The following is a 17,873-nucleotide window of genomic DNA, read 5'->3' as shown; positions in this document are numbered from 1 at the left end:
ATGGCCGTCCGCAGCAACATCGTCGGCATCGACAGCCCAGAGGCACTGGAGAAAGCGCTTCGGGCAGCCTATTACCTTGCCGACGAGGGGCTGGCGACCGCAGCCTATCTCGGGCTGGCACTCGGCAAGCCATTGCTGCTCGAGGGCGCGCCGGGCGTCGGCAAGACCGAGGCCGCCAAAGCCATTGCCGCGGTCCTCGGCCGCCGCCTGATCCGCCTGCAATGCTACGAAGGCATCGACGCATCTGCCGCACTCTACGAATGGAACTATCCGCGCCAGATGCTCGCAATCCGCCAGGCCGGCGATGAGAGCGTCGACATCTACGGCGAAACGTTTTTAATCGAGCGACCGATGCTGGCGACGCTGCGCGCACCTGACTCAACTGTGCTGCTGATCGACGAAATCGACCGCGCCGACCAAGAATTCGAAGCCTTCCTGCTCGAGTTCCTGTCCGACTTCCAGATCTCGATTCCGGAGCGCGGTACGGTTCGCGCCTCTGAGCGCCCGGTTGTCGTCCTGACCTCGAACCGCACGCGGGATCTTCATGAAGCGTTGCGGAGGCGATGCGTCTATCACTGGATTGACTATCCCTCCGCCGAGCGCGAAGCGCGCATCGTGATGATGCGGGCCTCCAGCGTCGCCGAGGGGACCGCGCGGGCCGTCGTCGCCGCCGTCGAGAAGCTGCGACGCGAACCACTCAGCAAGGCGCCCGGGATCGCCGAGGCCGTCGACTGGGCCGAGGCCGCCACGCTGCTGCACAAGGGCGGCGCACGGTGGCCTGATGCCTTCAGGCGCTCGATCGGCGTTGCCTTGAAAGACGAGGAGGATCTGCACTTCATTTCGCCGCGCCTCGATGCCCTGCTGGCGGAGGCCTCTGCATGAGCGCCGAACCCGAACTGCCGCGCGCTGCGCGTGTATTCATCTCGTTCGTCGGCTTGTTGCGAACGAACGGATTTGCCGTCGCACCGGAACAGACGACGTCGTTCCTGGCCGCAATCCAGTTGCTCGGTCCCCGCAGCCTGGAGGACATTCGGCAGGCAGCCCTCGCAACACTGGCTCCTCCACCGGAGCGTCGCGCAACGTTCGACCGGCTGTTCGATCTGCACTTTCGCGGAAACGAGGCAATCGAGCGCGTCGATGACGGTGAGGACGACGAGACTGTTCGGCTGCAAGAGGAGGCCCGTGGAAACGACGAGCCGCTGTTGTCGGACGAGGCCAACGAGTCCGGTCTCGCAGCTGCGCGCGCCGAAGCCCTGGTCGAGCGCCGCTTTGCGCAGCTCTCGACCACCGATGCGCTGCGCCGGCTGTCCCGCGAGGCGCCGAGGCGCCTGCCGAAGCGGCGCGGCCATCGCCGCATGCGGGCTCGCAGCGGACCCTACGCGGATTTGCGCCGCACCCTGCGCGACTCCGTTCGCAGCGATGGCGAAATTCTCCGGCTGGGGCGTTTGAAGCGGCGGCAGCGCCCACGCAAGATGTTGCTTCTGATTGACGTCTCCGGCTCGATGAAGACCCGCACCGAAGAGAATATGAAGTTCGCGCACACGTTGGTGCAGGCGGCGCCCAGCGTCGAGGTCTTCACCTTCGGCACGCGGCTGACCCGCATCACCCGCCCGTTGCGACTCAAACGCCGAGAGCAGGCGCTCAGGGCGGCGGCCCATGCGGTCAGCGACTGGGACGGCGGCACCCGAATCGGCGATGCGCTTCAGGCGTTTCTCGCCGTGCCCCGCTTCGGTGGATACGCGCGGGGCGCTGCCGTGATCATCGTTTCCGACGGCCTGGAACGGGGCGAACCCGATGCGCTGCGCGATGCGGTCGCGAAACTATCGCGCCGTGCGTGGCGCGTGAGCTGGCTGACACCGCTCGCGGCTGGTCCCGACTTTCGCCCGCAGACCGAAGCGCTGGTCGCGATCGAACGCTTCGTCGACGACCTCGTCGATGGTGGCTCGAGCGCGTCGATCGTCGCGCATGTGCTGGCGCTGGGACAAAGGAGAGTTGCGTGACCGACGTCGTCGATGGGCACCATCATATCTGGCGCCAGACCGACCTGCCCTGGCTGGTGGGTCCGATGCAGCCGCGCATCTTCGGTCCGTACGAGCCGATCCGGCGCGATTACCCGATCGAGGAATATCTCGGCGACATCGAGGGCAGCGGCGTTACCCGGTCGGTCTATGTCCAGACCAACTGGGCCAATGACCGCTTCGAGGACGAGGCCGCTTGGGTGCAGCAGACCGCCGAGGAGCACGGCTGGCCGCATGCCATCGTAGCTTACGCCGACTTTTCGGTGGACGACGTGCGTCCACAGCTCGACCGCCTGAAGCGTTATGCCCTCGTACGCGGCGTTCGCATGCAACTGCATTGGCACGAGAACCCGCTTTATCGCTTTGCCGCGCGGCCGGACCTTTGCACCGATCCCGTGATCCAGCGCAATATCGCCCGCCTTGCGGATTATGGCTGGAGCTTTGACCTTCAGGTGTTCACGCCACAGATGCCTGACGCTGCGCGCCTTGCGGAATCCTGCCCTAAGGTGACCTTTATCCTCCAGCACGCCGGCATGCTGGAGGACCTTTCACCGGCAGGCCGCGCCGCGTGGCGCGCCGGGATGGCCCGCCTCGCCGCATGCCCGAACGTCGTGTCGAAACTATCGGGGCTCGGAACCTTCATCCACCGCAACGACCCCGCGCATATCGCATCCGTCCTGACCGATACGATTGCGATCTTCGGCGCCGAACGCTGCCTGTTCGGCTCGAATTTTCCGATCGAGAAATTGTGGACCAGCTATCGCGCGTTGATCGATGCATTCCGTGCCGCCGCGGCGCCGCTACGCGATGATCAACGCGAAGCCATTTTCAAGACCACCGCTATGCGCGTCTATCGGCTCTGAGCGCCGAGGAAACAACGAGAACGGACACAGGGAGGGACGGAATGCCGCTGGAGATCAAGATTTTGGACTATGGCGATATTGAGCTGGAATCGAGCTTTTTGGTTCTCGGCCGCGATTGCGGCCGCACCCGCCGCGTCCTCACCCTCGGTTTCCTGATCCTCGGCGGCAAGTATCCGGTCGTGGTAGACACCGGTTACCGTTCCAACCAGATCATGGAAACGCTGGGGATGCGCGGCCTGCAGTATCACGAGCACATGATCGAGAACCAGCTTGCGCGGCACGGCGTGCGGATGGGCGATGTGCGTTTCGTCTGCCACACCCATCTGCACATCGACCACGCCGGCAAGGACGATCTGTTTCCGATGAACACGACCGTCGTCCTCAACCGTCGGGAGCTTGAATATTCTGTGTCCGGCCTGATGCATCCGCAATATCCGGCACCGGATATCAAGCATCTGATCGACCGTCTGCACACCAAGAGTGCGCTGCGCTTTCTCGACCTCGAGATCACAGGTCCCATCGAGTTGATGCCGGGTGTCTACTGCGACGCCGCGAATGCGCATACCGAGGGATCGATGAATATCATCGTCGAAACGGCCGACGGCATCGCCACCATCTGCGGCGACGTCATCTATGATTTCAACGACCAGATCGTGACGCCCTTCAACGAGATCCACGACTGGGAGCCGCGCACCACTGGCAACCACGGCACCACCAAGCGGGCCGAGAAGGCCGCCATCAAAAAGCTGCTCAGCAATTCGCGCTATCTGCTGCCGGTCCACGACCGCCCCGCCAAGATCGAAGGCGGCAACGTCGTCGGCCGGCTGCACGACCAGGTGCCTGGGCCGGTCGTGCAGTCTCTGCCCCAGCGCAACTGGTTTCCGGCCTAGACGCCAGAGGATCGACCGATGACCCACGTCACCTTGCGCTCCGAATTCGAGACCCTGATCGATCCCTACGCACCAGTCGCGCAAATCGGCACCGGTTTTGACTTTACGGAAGGACCGATCTGGCATCCGGTGGATCATTATCTGCTGTTCTCAGACATGCCGGGCGACGTGCGCCGGCGCTGGGATGCGCGGCGCGGCGTCGCCGAGGTCAAGCGTCCCTCGAACAAATGCAACGGCATGACCTATGACGCCGAGCTCAATTTGATCGTTTGCGAGCACGCGACATCGTCGTTGATCCGCGAGCGGCCGGACGGACGGCGCGAGGTGCTGGCCTCGCACTTTGGGGGACAGGAGCTCAACAGCCCCAACGACGTCTGCGTGCACTCCTCCGGCGCGATCTATTTCTCGGACCCCTGGTATGGCCGCATGCCGGTCTATGGCGTCGAGCGGCCGAGGCAGCTCGGTTTCCAAGGCGTCTATCGCGTCGTGCCCGGCGCCGACCCGAAGCTCGTCGTGGACCGCAATCTGTTCGACCAGCCGAACGGGCTGTGCTTCTCGCCCGACGAGAAACTGCTCTATGTCAACGACACCGTGCAGGCACTCATCCGCGTGTTTGATGTCAATTCTGACGGTTCCCTGTCGACCGCGCGGGTGTTCGCGAGCGGCATCCGCTCCGAGCTCGAGCCCGGCTTGCCCGACGGCATGAAGTGCGACCAGCACGGCAACGTCTGGGTTACGGCACCCGGCGGGGTCTGGGTCTATTCGCCGCGGAGCGAGCTGCTCGGCAAGCTCCGCCTGCCCGAACTCGTCGCCAACCTTACCTGGGGCGGGCCGGATTTCCGCACGCTGTACCTGACTTCGACGCACTCGGTCTATGCAATTCCCACCAGGGTCGGACCGCGCCACGAGCCCTATATGAGCGGCAAGCGAGGCAGCGGCACTGCGGCCGCGGGCTCTGCTTCCGCTGCCCCCATCCTTGCCGACGGCGAAATGCAGCTCGACCCGCGACGCTGCGCCATGATCATCCAGGATCTCCAGAACGACGTCATCATGGATGGCGGCGCCTTTGCCGATTCCGGCGCGCCAGGTCACGCGAAGCAGCAGCGCGTCGTCGAGAATGTCCGCCGCCTAGCCGAAACGGCGCGGGCGCGAGGCGTGGCCATCATTCATGTCTGGTTCGTCGTCGAGCCCGGCGCGCCCGGCGTGACGCTGAATGCGCCGCTGTTCGAGGGTCTCGTCGACAGCAAGGCGATGGTGCGCGGAAGCTGGGGGGCGGCACCGGTGTCAGGTCTCGAACCACGGCCCGGCGATTTCGTGGTCGAGAAGGTACGAATGAGCGCCTGGGAAGGCACGAGGCTCGAAACGATCCTGAAAGCCACCGGCCGCGACATGATCATCAACACCGGCGCCTGGACCAACATGTCGGTCGAGCACACGGCGCGGACCGGTGCCGACAAGGGCTACTTCATGATCGTTCCCGAGGATTGCTGCTCGACCATGAACGCCGATTGGCACGCCGCGTCGATCGATTTCGCCATGCAGAACGTCGCCGTCGTGACCAAGGCCGATGCGGTCATCAAAGCGCTGGGATGAGCGGTGGCGAAGCTCCTGCACCTGTCTTGCTCGCCCCGCGGCGACTCCTGGTCAGGCGCCGGCGCACGCGTTTTCCTCGACGGCTTTCGCCGAGCTCGGCCCGACTGGGACGTGGACGTTATGGATCTCTGGCGCGAGCGCTTGCCGGAATTTTCAGGCCCCATTGTCGAAGCCAAATATGCACGGATGAAGGCGCAGGCCTTCAACGACGCGCAGCGGGACAGCTTCGCGGAAGCCGAGCGGATGGCGGTGCGCTTAGCGCTCGCCGAGCGGGTGCTGATTTCGACGCCGATGTGGAACTTCGGCATTCCCTATAAGCTCAAGCAATGGTTCGACATCATCGTCCAGCCCGGGCTCACCTTTCGGTTCGATCCGTCGCTGGGGTATATCCCGTTGCTGAAGGACCGGCCGACCATCGTCATCATTGCCAGTGGCAGCGATTTCGCCACCGGAATGAATCGCGGGCGCATCGACATGGCAGCGCCTTACCTGCGCGAAATTTTGCGTTTTGTCGGTATCAACAATGTCCGTTTCATTCCGATCGGACCAACCACCGGACCGCAACAGCCCATTGAGGTGGCTCGCGAACGAGCCCATCGACGCCTGGCCGCAATGGCCGAGAGCTTCTGATGCGCCCCGCAGGTCAGTCGAGGCTACGGCAGATTGTCCCGCAGAAAAATGTCGATGCGGATGCGCTCCTGGTCGGGGCTGATCGGCTCACCCGAACAATGCGCGAGCAGGACTCGCGCCGCAGACCGTGCCTCGTGGCCGGGATCCTGGTTGATGATGGCATCGAGCGTGCCGCGGACCAGGAAACGCCGCGTGTATTGGGTCAGCTCATGGGCAATCCAGACCACCTCGCGCGCCCGTCCCGAGGCCTCGAGCGCGTCGGCGATGCCACGGTTCCCGGCGCCGCAGCAGTATATGCCGCGCAGATCGGGCTGGCGCGCGAGCAGTGCCGCAGTGAGCTCCCGGGTGCGCTCGCTGTCGTCGCGGCCCTCGATCACGGGCAGCGCGTGCAGGTTCGGATACTCGCTGGACAGGATCTGGTGGAAGCCGAACTGCCGCTCGGTGTGATCGCGCAGCGACAACGATCCCGCGATGACGGCCACCGTCCCCTTGCGACCAGTGAGGAACCGTCCCATCAGCGTTGCAGCGGTGCGGCCTGCCGCCGGGTTGTCGATGCCGACATAGTGCAGCCGGCGCGAGCTCGGCGCGTCCGACACGAGGGTCACCACAGCGACCCCGCGCGCAGTGAGTTCGTCGATCGCGGCGCGCACCCTGGGATGGTCGAGCGCGATCACGGCGACGCCCTGATAGGCAGGCGAGAGATTTTCCAGCGCGGCGGCGAGTACGTCCGGATCGAACACGTCGACACGCAGGATATCAATGAAGCCGCGCTGGCCGGCGAGCCAGTCTGCGGTGCGCTGGACCTGCTCGGTCAGGTTGGTCATGAAGCTGTTGCTGCCCGTCGGCAGCACAAAGGCAAAGCGGAACGTCTGCCCGCGGGCAAGCCGCGCGGCCGCGACGTCGGCTCGATAGCCGAGTTTTGCCACCGCGGCCTCGACCCGCGCGACGGTCTTGGCGCGCACGCCCTCGCGCCGGTTGACGACGCGGTCGACCGTGGCGAGCGAAACACCCGCCGTGCGCGCAACGTCCTCAAGCGTGGCACGAATCACCGGCTGGCTCGCACCAGCATTCATTCGCGCGCCGCCCACAGCATGCCGCGGGTCATCAACGTTCGGATTTCCGGTACGTCGAGTTCGTAAGCGCGGTGGCCGAGCGAGGAATAGAACACCCTGCCCGCGCCGTATCGCTTCTTCCAGACCACGGGCATTACCACGCCCTCGATCCAGGGCGCGTGCTCGCCGGTGAAGGTCGTCGTCGCCAACACCTCGTTGGCGGGGTCGACATGCATGTAGTACTGCTCGGAACGATGCTCGAAACTCTTCACGCCCTTCATGATGGGATCATCCGGTTTCGTCAAGTCGACCTTGTAGTCGATGATGTTGCCGGGATGCGCAACCCACTGCCCGCCGCACAGGAACTGGTAGTCGACGGAATCGCGGAACGCGTCGCCCATGCCGCCATGATGGCCGGCGAGCCCGACGCCGCTTCGGACCGCAGCGCAGAGATTGAGCACTTCCGCCTTCTCGATCTTCGACATGGTGTAGATCGGGATGATCAGTGACAGGTCGTGAATCGCGGGATCGGCGAACGCGGCGGTGGTGGTTTCGATCCGCACCTCGAAGCCTTCAGCCTTCAGCCAGCCGCGGATCATCGAAGCGCAGAGATCGGGATCGTGTCCCGGCCAGCCGCCCCATACAATTAATGCCTTGCGCATGGTCATTCCCTCAGTCGATCTGTCCGGTTTCGCGCCCGGCCGGCAGCATCGCCGGCCGCTCGACGCGGCTCTCGATCTTGACGCGCCGGCCTTCGTCGGCAGAGATCTGGAACGCCTCCATCACCTCCAGCACGTGGAAAGCGAGCGCGCCGCTCGCACGATGCGGCCGGTTGCTCAGTATCGCGGAGGCCATATCGGCGGCGCCAATGGAACGGAACTCGCCATCGACATGACCGTGGGTCAGCGGGACCGGCTCCCAGTCGCCGCCAGCCTTGGCGACCTGCACCTCGCCGCCGAAGCGGTTCGGGTCCGGCACCAGCATGCTGCCCTTGTCGCCATAAATCTCGATTGGCGCGTGCCGGTGCTTGGGCACGTCAAAGCTCATCGCGATCGAGACGATCGCCCCGCTCTCGAATTCGAGCGTGCCGGCGACATGGGTCGCAACTTCGACCGGGATCAGCGTTCCGTTCATCGGCTGGCTGGTGACCAGCCGTTCGGATTTCGGGCGCGCGGTCGAACCCATCACGCTCGCCACGGGGCCGAGCAGCTGCACGAGATCGGTGATGTAGTACGGGCCCATGTCAAGCATAGGCCCGCCGCCGCGCAAATAATAGAAACCCGGCGCCGGATGCCAGCGCTCGTGGCCGGGGCAGCCGAAGAAGGCGCTGCCGGCCACGGGCGTGCCGATCGCGCCATCGTCGATCAGCTTGCGCGCGGTCTGGTGCCCACCGCCAAGGAACGTATCGGGTGCGCAACCGACGCGAAGACTCTTCTGCGCAGCGAGCTCCATCACCTTGCGCGCTTCCGTGACGTTGATGCCGAGCGGCTTCTCGGAATGAACGTGCTTGCCGGCGTTCAGCACTGCGAGACTGACGTCGGTGTGGGCGAGTGGCACGGTGAGATTGATGACGATCTCAACGTCGTCTCGCTTGAGCAGCTGATCAATCCGCAGCGCCGGCAACCCGAAGGCGGCGCCCTGCCGCTCTGCTGCATCGCTGCGCATATCGGCGAGCGCCTTGATTTCCATAACGGGGAAGCGCTGGGCCGCCTTCAGATAAGCGGTGCTGATATTGCCGCAGCCGATGATGCCGATGCCGACTTTTCTCATTGTGATCTCCGTGAGGTGCCGTTCATCCCTTGACCGCGCCGGCGGTGAGACCCGCGACGATGTGTTTCTGCGCCAGGAGGAAGAGAATGATCGTCGGCAGGATGGTCAAGGTGATGAAGGCCAGGATCAGATGCCACTCGGACGAATACTCGCCCTGATAAACCATGATACCGAGCGGCCAGGGATAGAGCGCGTCGGTGTTGAGCATCACCAGCGGCAGCAGATAGGCGTTCCAGCTGTTAACGAAAGTGATGGTACCGACGGTCGCCAGGATCGGCCGGGACAAAGGCAAGGTCACATAGCGGAAGAATTTGATATAGCTGCAGCCGTCGACCAGCGCGGCCTCCAGCAGTTCGTACGGGATGTCCTTGAAGAAGCGCCGCAGCAGCAACACGCTCATCGCAAGACTGAAGGCCGTCTGCGGCAGGGCAACGCCAAAATATGTATCGAGCAGCCCGAGATCGCGTACCTTGATGAAGAGCGGCAGCACCGCCGTCGCGGCCGGAAACAGCAGGCCCAGCGTCAGGTAGCTCAGCAGCATCGAGCTGCCGTAGAACCTGATATGGGCGAAGGTGAACGCCGCCATCGAGGCGACGATCAGGGTCAAGGCTACCGTGAGGGTCGAGATGATCAGCGAGTTGCGCAAGAGCTGCCAGTAGCGTGCCGAGAACAGGATGTCGGCATAGTTCTGCCACTCCCAGTGACGTGGCAGGCCGAACGGATTGACGCGCAGTTCGCCGAGCGACTTGAAACCACCGAACAAGGTCGCGAGCAGCGGCACCATTACGATGATGGCAACAACGGCCAGGAACACCAGCTTGAACAATACTGAGGGATCGAACGGCGCTCGGATGGTCCTGACGTTACTCATCGCGCATGAACCATCGCTTGTACGTGAAGGCAAAGGTCACGCAGATCGCAAACAGAATGACGCCGATGGCACTGCCGTAGCCGACCCGCATGCGCGAGATGCCATTGTTGTAAAGAAAGCTCACCATCGTGTTCGAGGCGTCCGCGGGCCCGCCGCGCGTCAGGGGCATGACGAGATCGAACAGCTGCAACGAGCCGACGATGGCGAAGAACACGGAGAGCCGGATCGTCGGATAGAGCAAGGGGATGACCACATGTCGCAAGGCTTGCGATCGGGTCGCGCCGTCGATACGCGCCGCCTCGACCAGGCTCTTGTCGAGGCCCTGGAGCGCTGCGATGAATAGCATCATGTGGAAGCCAAAGTACTTCCAGACGACCACGATCAGCACCGCCAGCATGGCCGTATCCGTCGATGCAAGCAGATGCGGCGGCTCGGCGCCGAAGCTGCGCCAGATCGAGGCCACAAGGCCGTAGTCGCCATCATAGACGAAGCTGAAGATCAGCCCGGTTGCGATCTCCGCCAGGATATAGGGCATGAAGAACAGCATGCGCAGCGCCACCGCCCCTCGAAAGCGTTCGGCGAGCATCAAGGCCAGGGTGAGCGCAAGCGGCAGCTGGATGGCGAGCGAAACAGCGATGATCAGGCCGTTGTTGCGCAGAGCGAGCCAGAAGGCGCGGGTCTCCAGCACAAAGCGGTAATTGTCCAGGCCAATCCAGTTGGTCGGCCTGCCGAATCCGTTCCAATTGAAGCCCGAGTACCAAGCTGCTTCGCCGATCGGCAGCACAACGAACAACGTGAACAACAGCAGCGCCGGCGGCAGGAACAGGATGAGCACCGTCAGCCTGCCGTCCCAACTCGGGCCACGGACCGTGACCTGCGGTATCATCTCGCCAGCAGCGCCGATCGCCGACACGCTCGCGGTCCGCCGCGTCACCGTCAGTTGCCCTGTTTCCAAGCCGCCTCGATCGCCTTGGCGGCCTCTTGCGGGCTCATGCTGCCGCCGGCGATCTCGGCGGTGACGTCGTTGACGACGCGGCCCACCGACGGACCCAGGCTCTGGTCATAGAAGTTCTGGTGGTAGTTCGACTTCGCCAGATTGGCGGCGATCAGCTTCATGAAGGCGTTGTTGAGGCCGACATCCGCACTCTGCACCACCGGGATGATGAAGTTGCCCGCGGCAAGCCGCGTCTGCACCTCTTTGGAGACGAAGTATTTCAGGAAATCGACAGCCTCCTTCGGCGAGCCTTTCGTAATCAGCCAACCGGTGATGCCCCCGAGCGTATCGGTCGGCGCGCCCTTGCCGCCGGTCACGACAGGGAAGTCGAACCAGCACATCTTGTCCTCGGTCAATCCGATCTTGTCGGCGGCGAGAGCGCGCTGCAAATGATAGACCGTGCTGATCGCGAGCGTCATCGCCGCCTTGCCGTCGCCGAAATAGCCGACCGCCTGCGGGTTCTTGAAACCCAGGAAGCCATTCTGGAACGGTTGGAGATCCACGAGTTGCTTGAACAGCTCGCCGGATTTCTGGAAGGTTTCCCCGGCAAAGCCGCCGTTCTCGCCACGCAGCGCCGCATCGAACGCCGCCTTGCCGCCGATGCGCACAGCAAGATGCGTCCAGTAGAAGTGCAGTGGCCATTTGTCGGCTCCGCCGACCACGATCGGGGTCACGCCGGCGGATTTCAACGTCTTCACGGCAGCAAGCAGATCGTCCCAGCTCTTGATCCCGGCAGGGTCGACCTTCGCCTTGGCCATCAGCTCCTTGTTGCAGAGGAAGCCGACCTGCGAGAGCGCCGTGGGCAGACCATAAACACGGCCGTTGCTGGTGAAGGCGGCGAGCGCCGCCGGTGTGAGACTGTCGCTGTAGCCCTTCACAGAATCGGTGATGTCGTCGAGCACACCGGCCTCGATCTGCGTCTTCAGGACACCGCCGGCCCAGCTGTAGATGATGTTGGGCCGGTCTTTGGATTGCAGGATGGTCGGCAGCTTGGCCTTGTAGGCCTCGTTCTCGAGGAACTGCATCTCGACCTTGACGCCGGGATGCGACCCCTCATAGGCGCGCGCAACCTCCTCCCAGATTTTGACCTGGGCCGGGTTGGCCTCGATGTGCAGCCACTTGACCGTCGTTTCGGCCGCAGCGAGTTTCGCTCCGAACAGGCATGCGACAACGGCTAGTCCCAGTTTCCCGAGCAGTCTCATCACATTCCTCCCAGAGGGCTCTTATTCTTTGATGCAATCCTGCCTTCGATTTTTGAGGTACGCAACTGAAATTCTGACCTATGCACCTCACGAGGGAGGTCGCTAAGATGAGCGGGAGAGTCGGGCCGCGTCGCGCTGCCCCCAACGCAAATCGAGGGATATCCATGGCTGCCGTTTATTCCGACCTCGCCGGCAAGGTCGTTCTCGTCACCGGAGGCGCATCGAATTGGCGCTGCGATCGTGCGGCGCTTCGCACAGCAGAAATCCAATGTCGTGTTCTTCGACATCAATGTCGACGCGGGCCAATCGCTGGCACGCGAGCTCTCGGATCAAGGTCTTAGCGCGCGTTTCATGCGTGTCGACTTGACCGATATTGCCGCGTTACGTGCCGGTGTCGCGGAGGCGCGCAATGTGCGCGGCGCGATCAACATCCTCGTCAACAATGCCGCGCATGACGAGCGGCACAGCACCGAGGAAATGACACCGGAATATTGGGACGACCGCATCGGGGTCAACTTGAAGCACCAGTTCTTTGCTGCGCAGGCCGTGTTGCCGGACATGAAGGCGGCGAACGCCGGCGCTATCATCAATTTCGGCTCGGTATCGTGGATCGCCGGACAAGGCGGCATGGCCGCCTACACCGCCAGCAAATCGGGTGTGATCGGTCTCACACGCTCTCTGGCGCGCGATTACGGCGCCTACAATATCCGCGTGAACGCGATAGCGCCGGGATGGATCATGACTGAGCGCCAGCTCGATAAATGGATGACACCCCAGGGCGAGGTCGAGCTCATGCAACGACAATGCCTGAAGCGCAAGCTCATGCCCGACGAGGTCGCGAAGTTCACCATCTTCCTCGCTTCCGACGAGGCTTCTGCCTGCACAGCCCAGCACTACATCGTCGATGGCGGCTGGGTCTGAGGCGGACCAGACCAGATCGTGCATCGGCGCGCCGCTACTTTGCCAGGCGGAACTTCCCGCCTTCGACCTTGATGAGAAAGGCCGAGCGCTCATCATAGCCGTTGTGATCGGCCTTGCTCATGTTCGACAGCCCATTGTTGAGATAGATGTTCTGCCCACGCTCGAGTGCGTCCCGCAGCGCCGCGCGAAATTCGATTGTGCCAGGCTTTGCCGTCTTCAGCGCATCCGGTGCAGCTTTTCCGATCAGTGCCACGACATCCCAGAGGTGAGCAGCGAACATGTTGGGCTTTTGTCCGTTGGCCGCTTCATACGCGGTCACGAACTCCTCCGTCGAACGACGGAACGGATCTCCTGCGGGAAGATCGGCGGCAATGGTAAAAGCTTCGCCCGCGAATACCGCACCTTCGACGTTCGCGCCGCCGAGCTTGATGAACTCCTCACTGGCCACGCCGTGTGTCTGAAATATCTTCCCGGCGTATCCGCGCTCGCGGAGCGCCTGCTGGGGCAGGACGGCCGGAGTTCCTGCGGACGCGATGAAGACGGCATCGGGATTGGTCGACATCACCTTCAGCGCCTGACCGGTGACGCTGGTGTCGGCGCGCGCGTAGACCTCATGTGTGGTCACGGTCAGCCCCAACGCAGGCGCGAGGCGGCTCACCTCCTTGTAGTAGCCCTCGCCGTAGCCATCCGAAACGCCGATATAGCCGAGCGTCTTCACGCCTGATGTCGCGATATGCTTGAGGATGGCGGCCGCCATGAGGTCGTCATTGGGAACGACCTTGAAAGCCCAGGCACGCTTCTCATCCATCGGTTGAACGATGGCCGTAGCGGCAGCGAGCGACAGCAGCGGCGTCTTCGATTCGAGCGCGACATCCAGCATCGGCATGGTCACCGGGGTCAGAGAGGAGCCGACCAGCACGTCGACCTTATCCTGGATCACCAGCCGGCGTGCGTTCTGGACCCCTTTGGTCGAATCCGACTCGTCGTCCAGGACGATATAGGTCACCTTCTCTCCACCGATCTCTTTCGGAAGAGCTGCAACCGTCTTGAGCTGCGGCTGTCCCAGAGCGGATCCCGGGCCGCTTGCCGAAATCACAATTCCAATTTTGATGTCCGCGTGAGCAGCATTTCCAAAAAGGACGCATGCCACAAGAAGCGAGGCTCGCGCGAAACCGATCTTCATGTCCCGTTCCTCCCTGTCCGCTTTGATGACTCCGCCGGCTGCATCGGGCGCCCCGGCTCGAGCTTGCACTGCTCTCCGGGACGCACCGACGCTGCCCAGAAGGCACGTCGTCCGACATACGCGTTCCCTCCTGCGGTCCCGAGCAAGCGGGCGGATCATGCTAAGCGGATCGCGGCAACGTGTCTGTCCCTAGCGTTAGGGACAAGACATCGGTGCTCGAACCGGAATCTCGAGGTAGACGGACACGCCTTCGCGTTCTCGCGGCGCATTTCGCCCGAGCTTTGCTTGGTCATTCCGCCCCTTTATCCAAGAGGGCGCAGGGAAGGCCGGGTGCCGGCTGGCACCCGCGGTCCGCTGCGCGAAAAGCACACGCAGGAAAACCGCACAGCAGCATACAGGTGTAGCCAATCACTCGGCCTTCCCTGCGCGATGGTTGGACGGCTTATGCCGTGCTCTCCCGGGAGCCGAGTTCTCTTTGGCCTCCCTCGCCCCAACGAAAGTCACCGGCACCCGCGCCGGTTGACGCAGATGCCGCATTCGCCAGGGCTTGACCGTAGCAACGACGGCCAGGACCACACGGTTTTGCCGTACGCACGGCTCGCCATTTCGCCGCAGTTTTCCCAGCCCTGTCGACGGAGCCGGAAACTTACAGACGAGACGAAGCCTAGCAGCGCCGCTCGTCGGAACGCAGCCTTGGGCTCACGGAGAGCAATCCGCCCTGCCCTTGGCCTCTCGCACCCGAACGCTGCCGCGTCCACCGCAAGCCCGGCTCGCGAACATGACGACCACAAGATCGCCCTCAAGGATGAGCCGGGATGGACGACACATACGCTAAAACCGAATTTCGGTAAAGTGGAATATTTCTGACGAGGGGGGGGTGACCGCGGTCGTGGCTGTTTCGGCTGCGAGGCCGCTCGATGAGGAATTAGCGGTTTGGTAACCATACGCGCCTCGCTCGAAGGATTAATGCAAATCATACGCCGCCGGTGTCTCCCCCGTAACGACCCTGCTATAGAGCGTAGATCCGGCTCCATCAATCGTCCCGAGCCATCTGCTTTCTTGGTTGCGTATGAACAGACCTAGCAACACATTCGACATCGCCATCGAGCAGGGATTCGACTTCCTGTCGCCGGACTACGCGGAGCTGTTCGACAACTCGGCCGCCACCGCGTTCCAGCATCCGCTCTGGCTCGACACCCTCTACACCAGGCTCGCGTCTCATGTGGGCGCAACTCCTCTGGTTGTCGTGGTCCGCCACCGCGCGACGGGCGCCCTTGCGATGGTGTTGCCCTTGCTGCGGATCCGGCGCGGCCCGATACGGACCGTCGAATTCGCCGACCTCCGCGTTTCCGACTACCTCGCGCCCGTATGCAGCCCGCAGGTATTTTCCGAGCTGCTCAAGGACGAGAGTGCCTGCGCAGAAATCCGGTGCCTCGTCCGCCCGTTCGATCTGCTCCGGATGACCAAGCTGCCGGATGGACGGCTTCCGATCGAGAACCTGCTGGCTGCGCCCCGCCGCATAGCGATGGACACCAATGCCTATGCGACCGTTCTGGTCGCGCCGTTCGAGCAATGGCGCGCCAGTGCGCTGGACCGTTCCTACCAGAAGGAGCTCGCAAAGAAAGCCCGGCAGCTCCAGAAGAAGGGGGACTTGAGTTTTTCATGCTGCCGCGACAGTGCCGCTGTCTTGGAGGTGCTGGACGTGATGAAGAAATTTCGCGGGCCGCGCTTTCAGGCACACGGCGACGGAGATCTGCTCCAGCGCCCCGAATATTACGGCTTCTATTCCGACGTGGCGCAGCGCGGCCTCGGCTCCTTTGTCCGGCTCTATGCGATGAAGATGAACGGCGAGGTCATCGCAGCCGTGCTCGGACTCAGCCATCACGGCAGCTTCCTCGTGATCATGGGCGCCTTCGACATTGCCGGATACAAAAGCCAGTCCTTGGGCGCGCTGATGTTCGAGCAGGTGGCGAAGGATTGCATCGAGCGCGGGGATCAGATGCTCGATTTCACCATCGGCGACGAACCCTACAAGAAGCAGTTCGGCGCTCAGCCTTCACCGATGTGGACGGTCACGCAGGCGGGCAGCACCACGGGCGCCATCTCCTTGTTCGCACTGAAACAGGCGCCTTGGCTCAAGCTGGCCGCCAAGCGGATGTCGGAGTTCAGGTTCCTGCCGACCCGGACCTCAACGCCGACGCGCTGACCGGTGCGAGGGGCCGACCGGGTGCCGCTCTCAGGCGCGTAGCGCGCTTCGAACCTGCGCGAGCCAGCCGGGCCGCATCTGATCGAGCCGGTGGGTGATACTGCGTCGCAGGAAGTGCAGCCGCCGCCGCACGTCCCAGCCAATATCGTTGCGGGACGTCAGGGCCTGCCGGAAGCGCGCCATCTTCAGTGACTGCTGGTCCGCCGCGACCTTGTCGGGATCGGAATAGAATTCAGAAATCTTCTCCCGGCCCATGCCCTCGGTCCCGAGCCAACGCGGCGCATATTCGGTGCAGAGGCGCTCGACGTCGACCAGCAGACGGGCGACGCCCGTGCCGGCGGCCGGACAATTCGTTTGGAACGCATCACCGATGAGCACGACTCCGGGCTGGAGATGTCCTTCCACGACGGACAGGTGCATCACCCAATTCTGCACCCGGTCGATCACGTGGAAATCGCCAAGGTAGGGCCGCAATCCCGGAAGCAAGCGCAAGACCGTCGCCTCCGGTTCACGGCGCAGCTCGCGCATGATCGGATCGGTCGGGTCTCGGAACATGAAGAGATTTGCCCGCATGCCGGCACGCACGGGAAACAGGCTGAGATAATCGATGCCGTCCGCTGTGCGCTCCCCATAACAGGTCAACGCCTCGAAATCGAACGGCGCGTGGTCGCGGCGGGCGATCGTGAAGCCGAACGAAACCGAATGGCGCTCGGCCAGCACGCGCCGCTTGATGCCGAGCTTGTAGCCGAGCACGCCCGCCATGCCCGTGGCCAGCACGACGAGGCGCGCAGTTATGCGCCCCCCTGACGCGAGCTCGACATGTTGGAGATCGTCGCGACAATTGACCGCAGTGACCTCATCGACAATGAGGCTGGACGGATCAGGCAGCTGGCTGCGCGCCATGGCGACGAGATCGGCATATGGAAGCCCGTAAGCCCGGCCGACGCTGACATCGACCACCTTGCCTTCCCTGATGTTGAGCACCTGATCATATCGACAGGCCACGTTGTCGAGCGCATCGAGGAAGCCCAGCTTGCGCAACATCTCCAGCTGACGGCCGCCTATTTTTTCGACCCGAAACTCGTCCGGATGGACCGCGCGCTTGTCGACGAGAGCGACACGATGCCCTGCCCGCGCGAGCACGGCCGCCGCGAGCGAGCCCGCAAGGCCGCCGCCGACGATCGCGATGTCGACGACGATCGCCGCGGTCGCAGATCCAGCGCTCGGCTCGGTCACGTTGCTATCCGCCGTCATGGTCCAGGCTCCCACGGTCAACGATGGTTGCCCGTGCAATTCTCTCGCCTGATGTCGCATCGTAGGACCAAACGCGATCATTTCTCGATATCTCGGTTAACGCAGCGGAGACCTGCCCGGCCCGATGAGATCCGGCACGCGCCTTGCTCGGGATGGCCATTCCCGCCGAGCCGGTCCGCATTCCAACGGCTCATCTCGCCTCATCGGCCGTCGATGCGGCGCTCTGTCGCCACGCGACCGGGCCGCACTTTGCTCTATCTGGGACAATGGGGTCAGCGATGTTCCATAGTGAAGCAACAGGCATGGCCGCGACGTCGCCGCGGCCGGCGGGATCATGGAGGCCGTCCATTAACACTCGCGGTTTTTCGGCATGCTAGGCTGTCGCAGGTAATCGGAAAATGTCTCTTCAGGGGAAGTTGCCCCTTA

Annotated in this window: 15 protein-coding genes and 1 pseudogene; 8 read left to right on the top strand and 8 right to left on the bottom strand. The window is 63.3% G+C overall.

Features of this window, described 5'->3' with window-relative positions; genetic code table 11:
• The 6 genes from ACIPUD_RS28640 to ACIPUD_RS28615 are packed head-to-tail and all read left to right on the top strand — an operon-like array spanning position 1 to position 5,994.
• The gene (locus ACIPUD_RS28640) at positions 1-882 is read left to right on the top strand and encodes an AAA family ATPase (RefSeq protein WP_018458729.1); all 882 of its coding nucleotides are present in this window, start codon (positions 1-3) and stop codon (positions 880-882) included.
• Positions 879-2,000 (top strand): vWA domain-containing protein, encoded by a 1,122-nt coding sequence (locus ACIPUD_RS28635; protein WP_247370691.1) that lies wholly within the window; start codon positions 879-881, stop codon positions 1,998-2,000. Before ACIPUD_RS28640 ends, ACIPUD_RS28635 begins: the two co-directional genes overlap by 4 nt.
• Positions 1,997-2,881, top strand: a complete 885-nt coding sequence (locus ACIPUD_RS28630; protein WP_085394194.1) for an amidohydrolase family protein — start codon at positions 1,997-1,999, stop codon at positions 2,879-2,881. The genes ACIPUD_RS28635 and ACIPUD_RS28630 overlap by 4 nt, the downstream gene beginning before the upstream one ends.
• 41 nt (positions 2,882-2,922) lie before the next feature.
• Positions 2,923-3,771, top strand: a complete 849-nt coding sequence (locus ACIPUD_RS28625; protein ID WP_007593031.1) for an MBL fold metallo-hydrolase — start codon at positions 2,923-2,925, stop codon at positions 3,769-3,771.
• An 18-nt stretch (positions 3,772-3,789) separates the two neighbouring features.
• Positions 3,790-5,364: an isochorismatase family protein gene (locus ACIPUD_RS28620; protein ID WP_446481968.1), complete on the top strand. Its 1,575-nt coding sequence runs from the start codon at positions 3,790-3,792 to the stop codon at positions 5,362-5,364.
• A gap of 3 nt (positions 5,365-5,367) precedes the next feature.
• Complete coding sequence (locus tag ACIPUD_RS28615; RefSeq protein WP_247821460.1) at positions 5,368-5,994, top strand: FMN-dependent NADH-azoreductase; 627 nt, start codon at positions 5,368-5,370, stop codon at positions 5,992-5,994.
• A 23-nt stretch (positions 5,995-6,017) separates the two neighbouring features.
• Here the strand turns inward: ACIPUD_RS28615 and ACIPUD_RS28610 are convergent, their stop codons facing one another.
• From ACIPUD_RS28610 to ACIPUD_RS28585, 6 genes are read right to left on the bottom strand one after another with little or no spacing between them, the layout of a single operon-like run.
• Positions 6,018-7,067 (bottom strand): LacI family DNA-binding transcriptional regulator, encoded by a 1,050-nt coding sequence (locus ACIPUD_RS28610; protein ID WP_085352453.1) that lies wholly within the window; start codon positions 7,065-7,067, stop codon positions 6,018-6,020.
• Entirely contained in the window at positions 7,064-7,708 is a 645-nt protein-coding gene (locus ACIPUD_RS28605) for a ThuA domain-containing protein (protein WP_247455620.1), read from the bottom strand. Before ACIPUD_RS28605 ends, ACIPUD_RS28610 begins: the two co-directional genes overlap by 4 nt.
• 10 nt (positions 7,709-7,718) lie before the next feature.
• Positions 7,719-8,816 (bottom strand): Gfo/Idh/MocA family protein, encoded by a 1,098-nt coding sequence (locus ACIPUD_RS28600; RefSeq protein ID WP_446481967.1) that lies wholly within the window; start codon positions 8,814-8,816, stop codon positions 7,719-7,721.
• A 22-nt stretch (positions 8,817-8,838) separates the two neighbouring features.
• Positions 8,839-9,687 (bottom strand): carbohydrate ABC transporter permease, encoded by an 849-nt coding sequence (locus ACIPUD_RS28595; protein ID WP_446481966.1) that lies wholly within the window; start codon positions 9,685-9,687, stop codon positions 8,839-8,841.
• A complete protein-coding gene (locus ACIPUD_RS28590; RefSeq protein WP_446481994.1) occupies positions 9,680-10,621 on the bottom strand; it encodes a carbohydrate ABC transporter permease in 942 nt (313 codons plus the stop codon). Before ACIPUD_RS28590 ends, ACIPUD_RS28595 begins: the two co-directional genes overlap by 8 nt.
• Before the next feature lie 2 nt (positions 10,622-10,623).
• Complete coding sequence (locus ACIPUD_RS28585) at positions 10,624-11,883, bottom strand: extracellular solute-binding protein (RefSeq protein ID WP_446481965.1); 1,260 nt, start codon at positions 11,881-11,883, stop codon at positions 10,624-10,626.
• 164 nt (positions 11,884-12,047) lie between these two features.
• Here ACIPUD_RS28585 and ACIPUD_RS28580 point away from each other — a divergent pair.
• A pseudogene (locus ACIPUD_RS28580) lies at positions 12,048-12,804 on the top strand (SDR family NAD(P)-dependent oxidoreductase).
• Between the two features lie 34 nt (positions 12,805-12,838).
• On the opposite strand, the gene ACIPUD_RS28575 reads toward ACIPUD_RS28580, so the two are convergent.
• Complete coding sequence (locus ACIPUD_RS28575; RefSeq protein WP_085352421.1) at positions 12,839-13,987, bottom strand: ABC transporter substrate-binding protein; 1,149 nt, start codon at positions 13,985-13,987, stop codon at positions 12,839-12,841.
• Positions 13,988-15,056: 1,069 nt separating this feature from the next.
• Between ACIPUD_RS28575 and ACIPUD_RS28570 the strand changes: the two genes are divergently transcribed.
• Entirely contained in the window at positions 15,057-16,193 is a 1,137-nt protein-coding gene (locus tag ACIPUD_RS28570; protein WP_204510800.1) for a GNAT family N-acetyltransferase, read from the top strand.
• Positions 16,194-16,223: 30 nt separating this feature from the next.
• Here the strand turns inward: ACIPUD_RS28570 and ACIPUD_RS28565 are convergent, their stop codons facing one another.
• The gene (locus ACIPUD_RS28565; RefSeq protein ID WP_018458716.1) at positions 16,224-17,447 is read right to left on the bottom strand and encodes an FAD-dependent oxidoreductase; all 1,224 of its coding nucleotides are present in this window, start codon (positions 17,445-17,447) and stop codon (positions 16,224-16,226) included.
• Between the last annotated feature and the right edge of the window lie 426 nt (positions 17,448-17,873).

This window comes from Bradyrhizobium sp. CAR08 (assembly GCF_052871955.1).
This window is presented reverse-complemented; position numbering and strand designations above follow the sequence as displayed.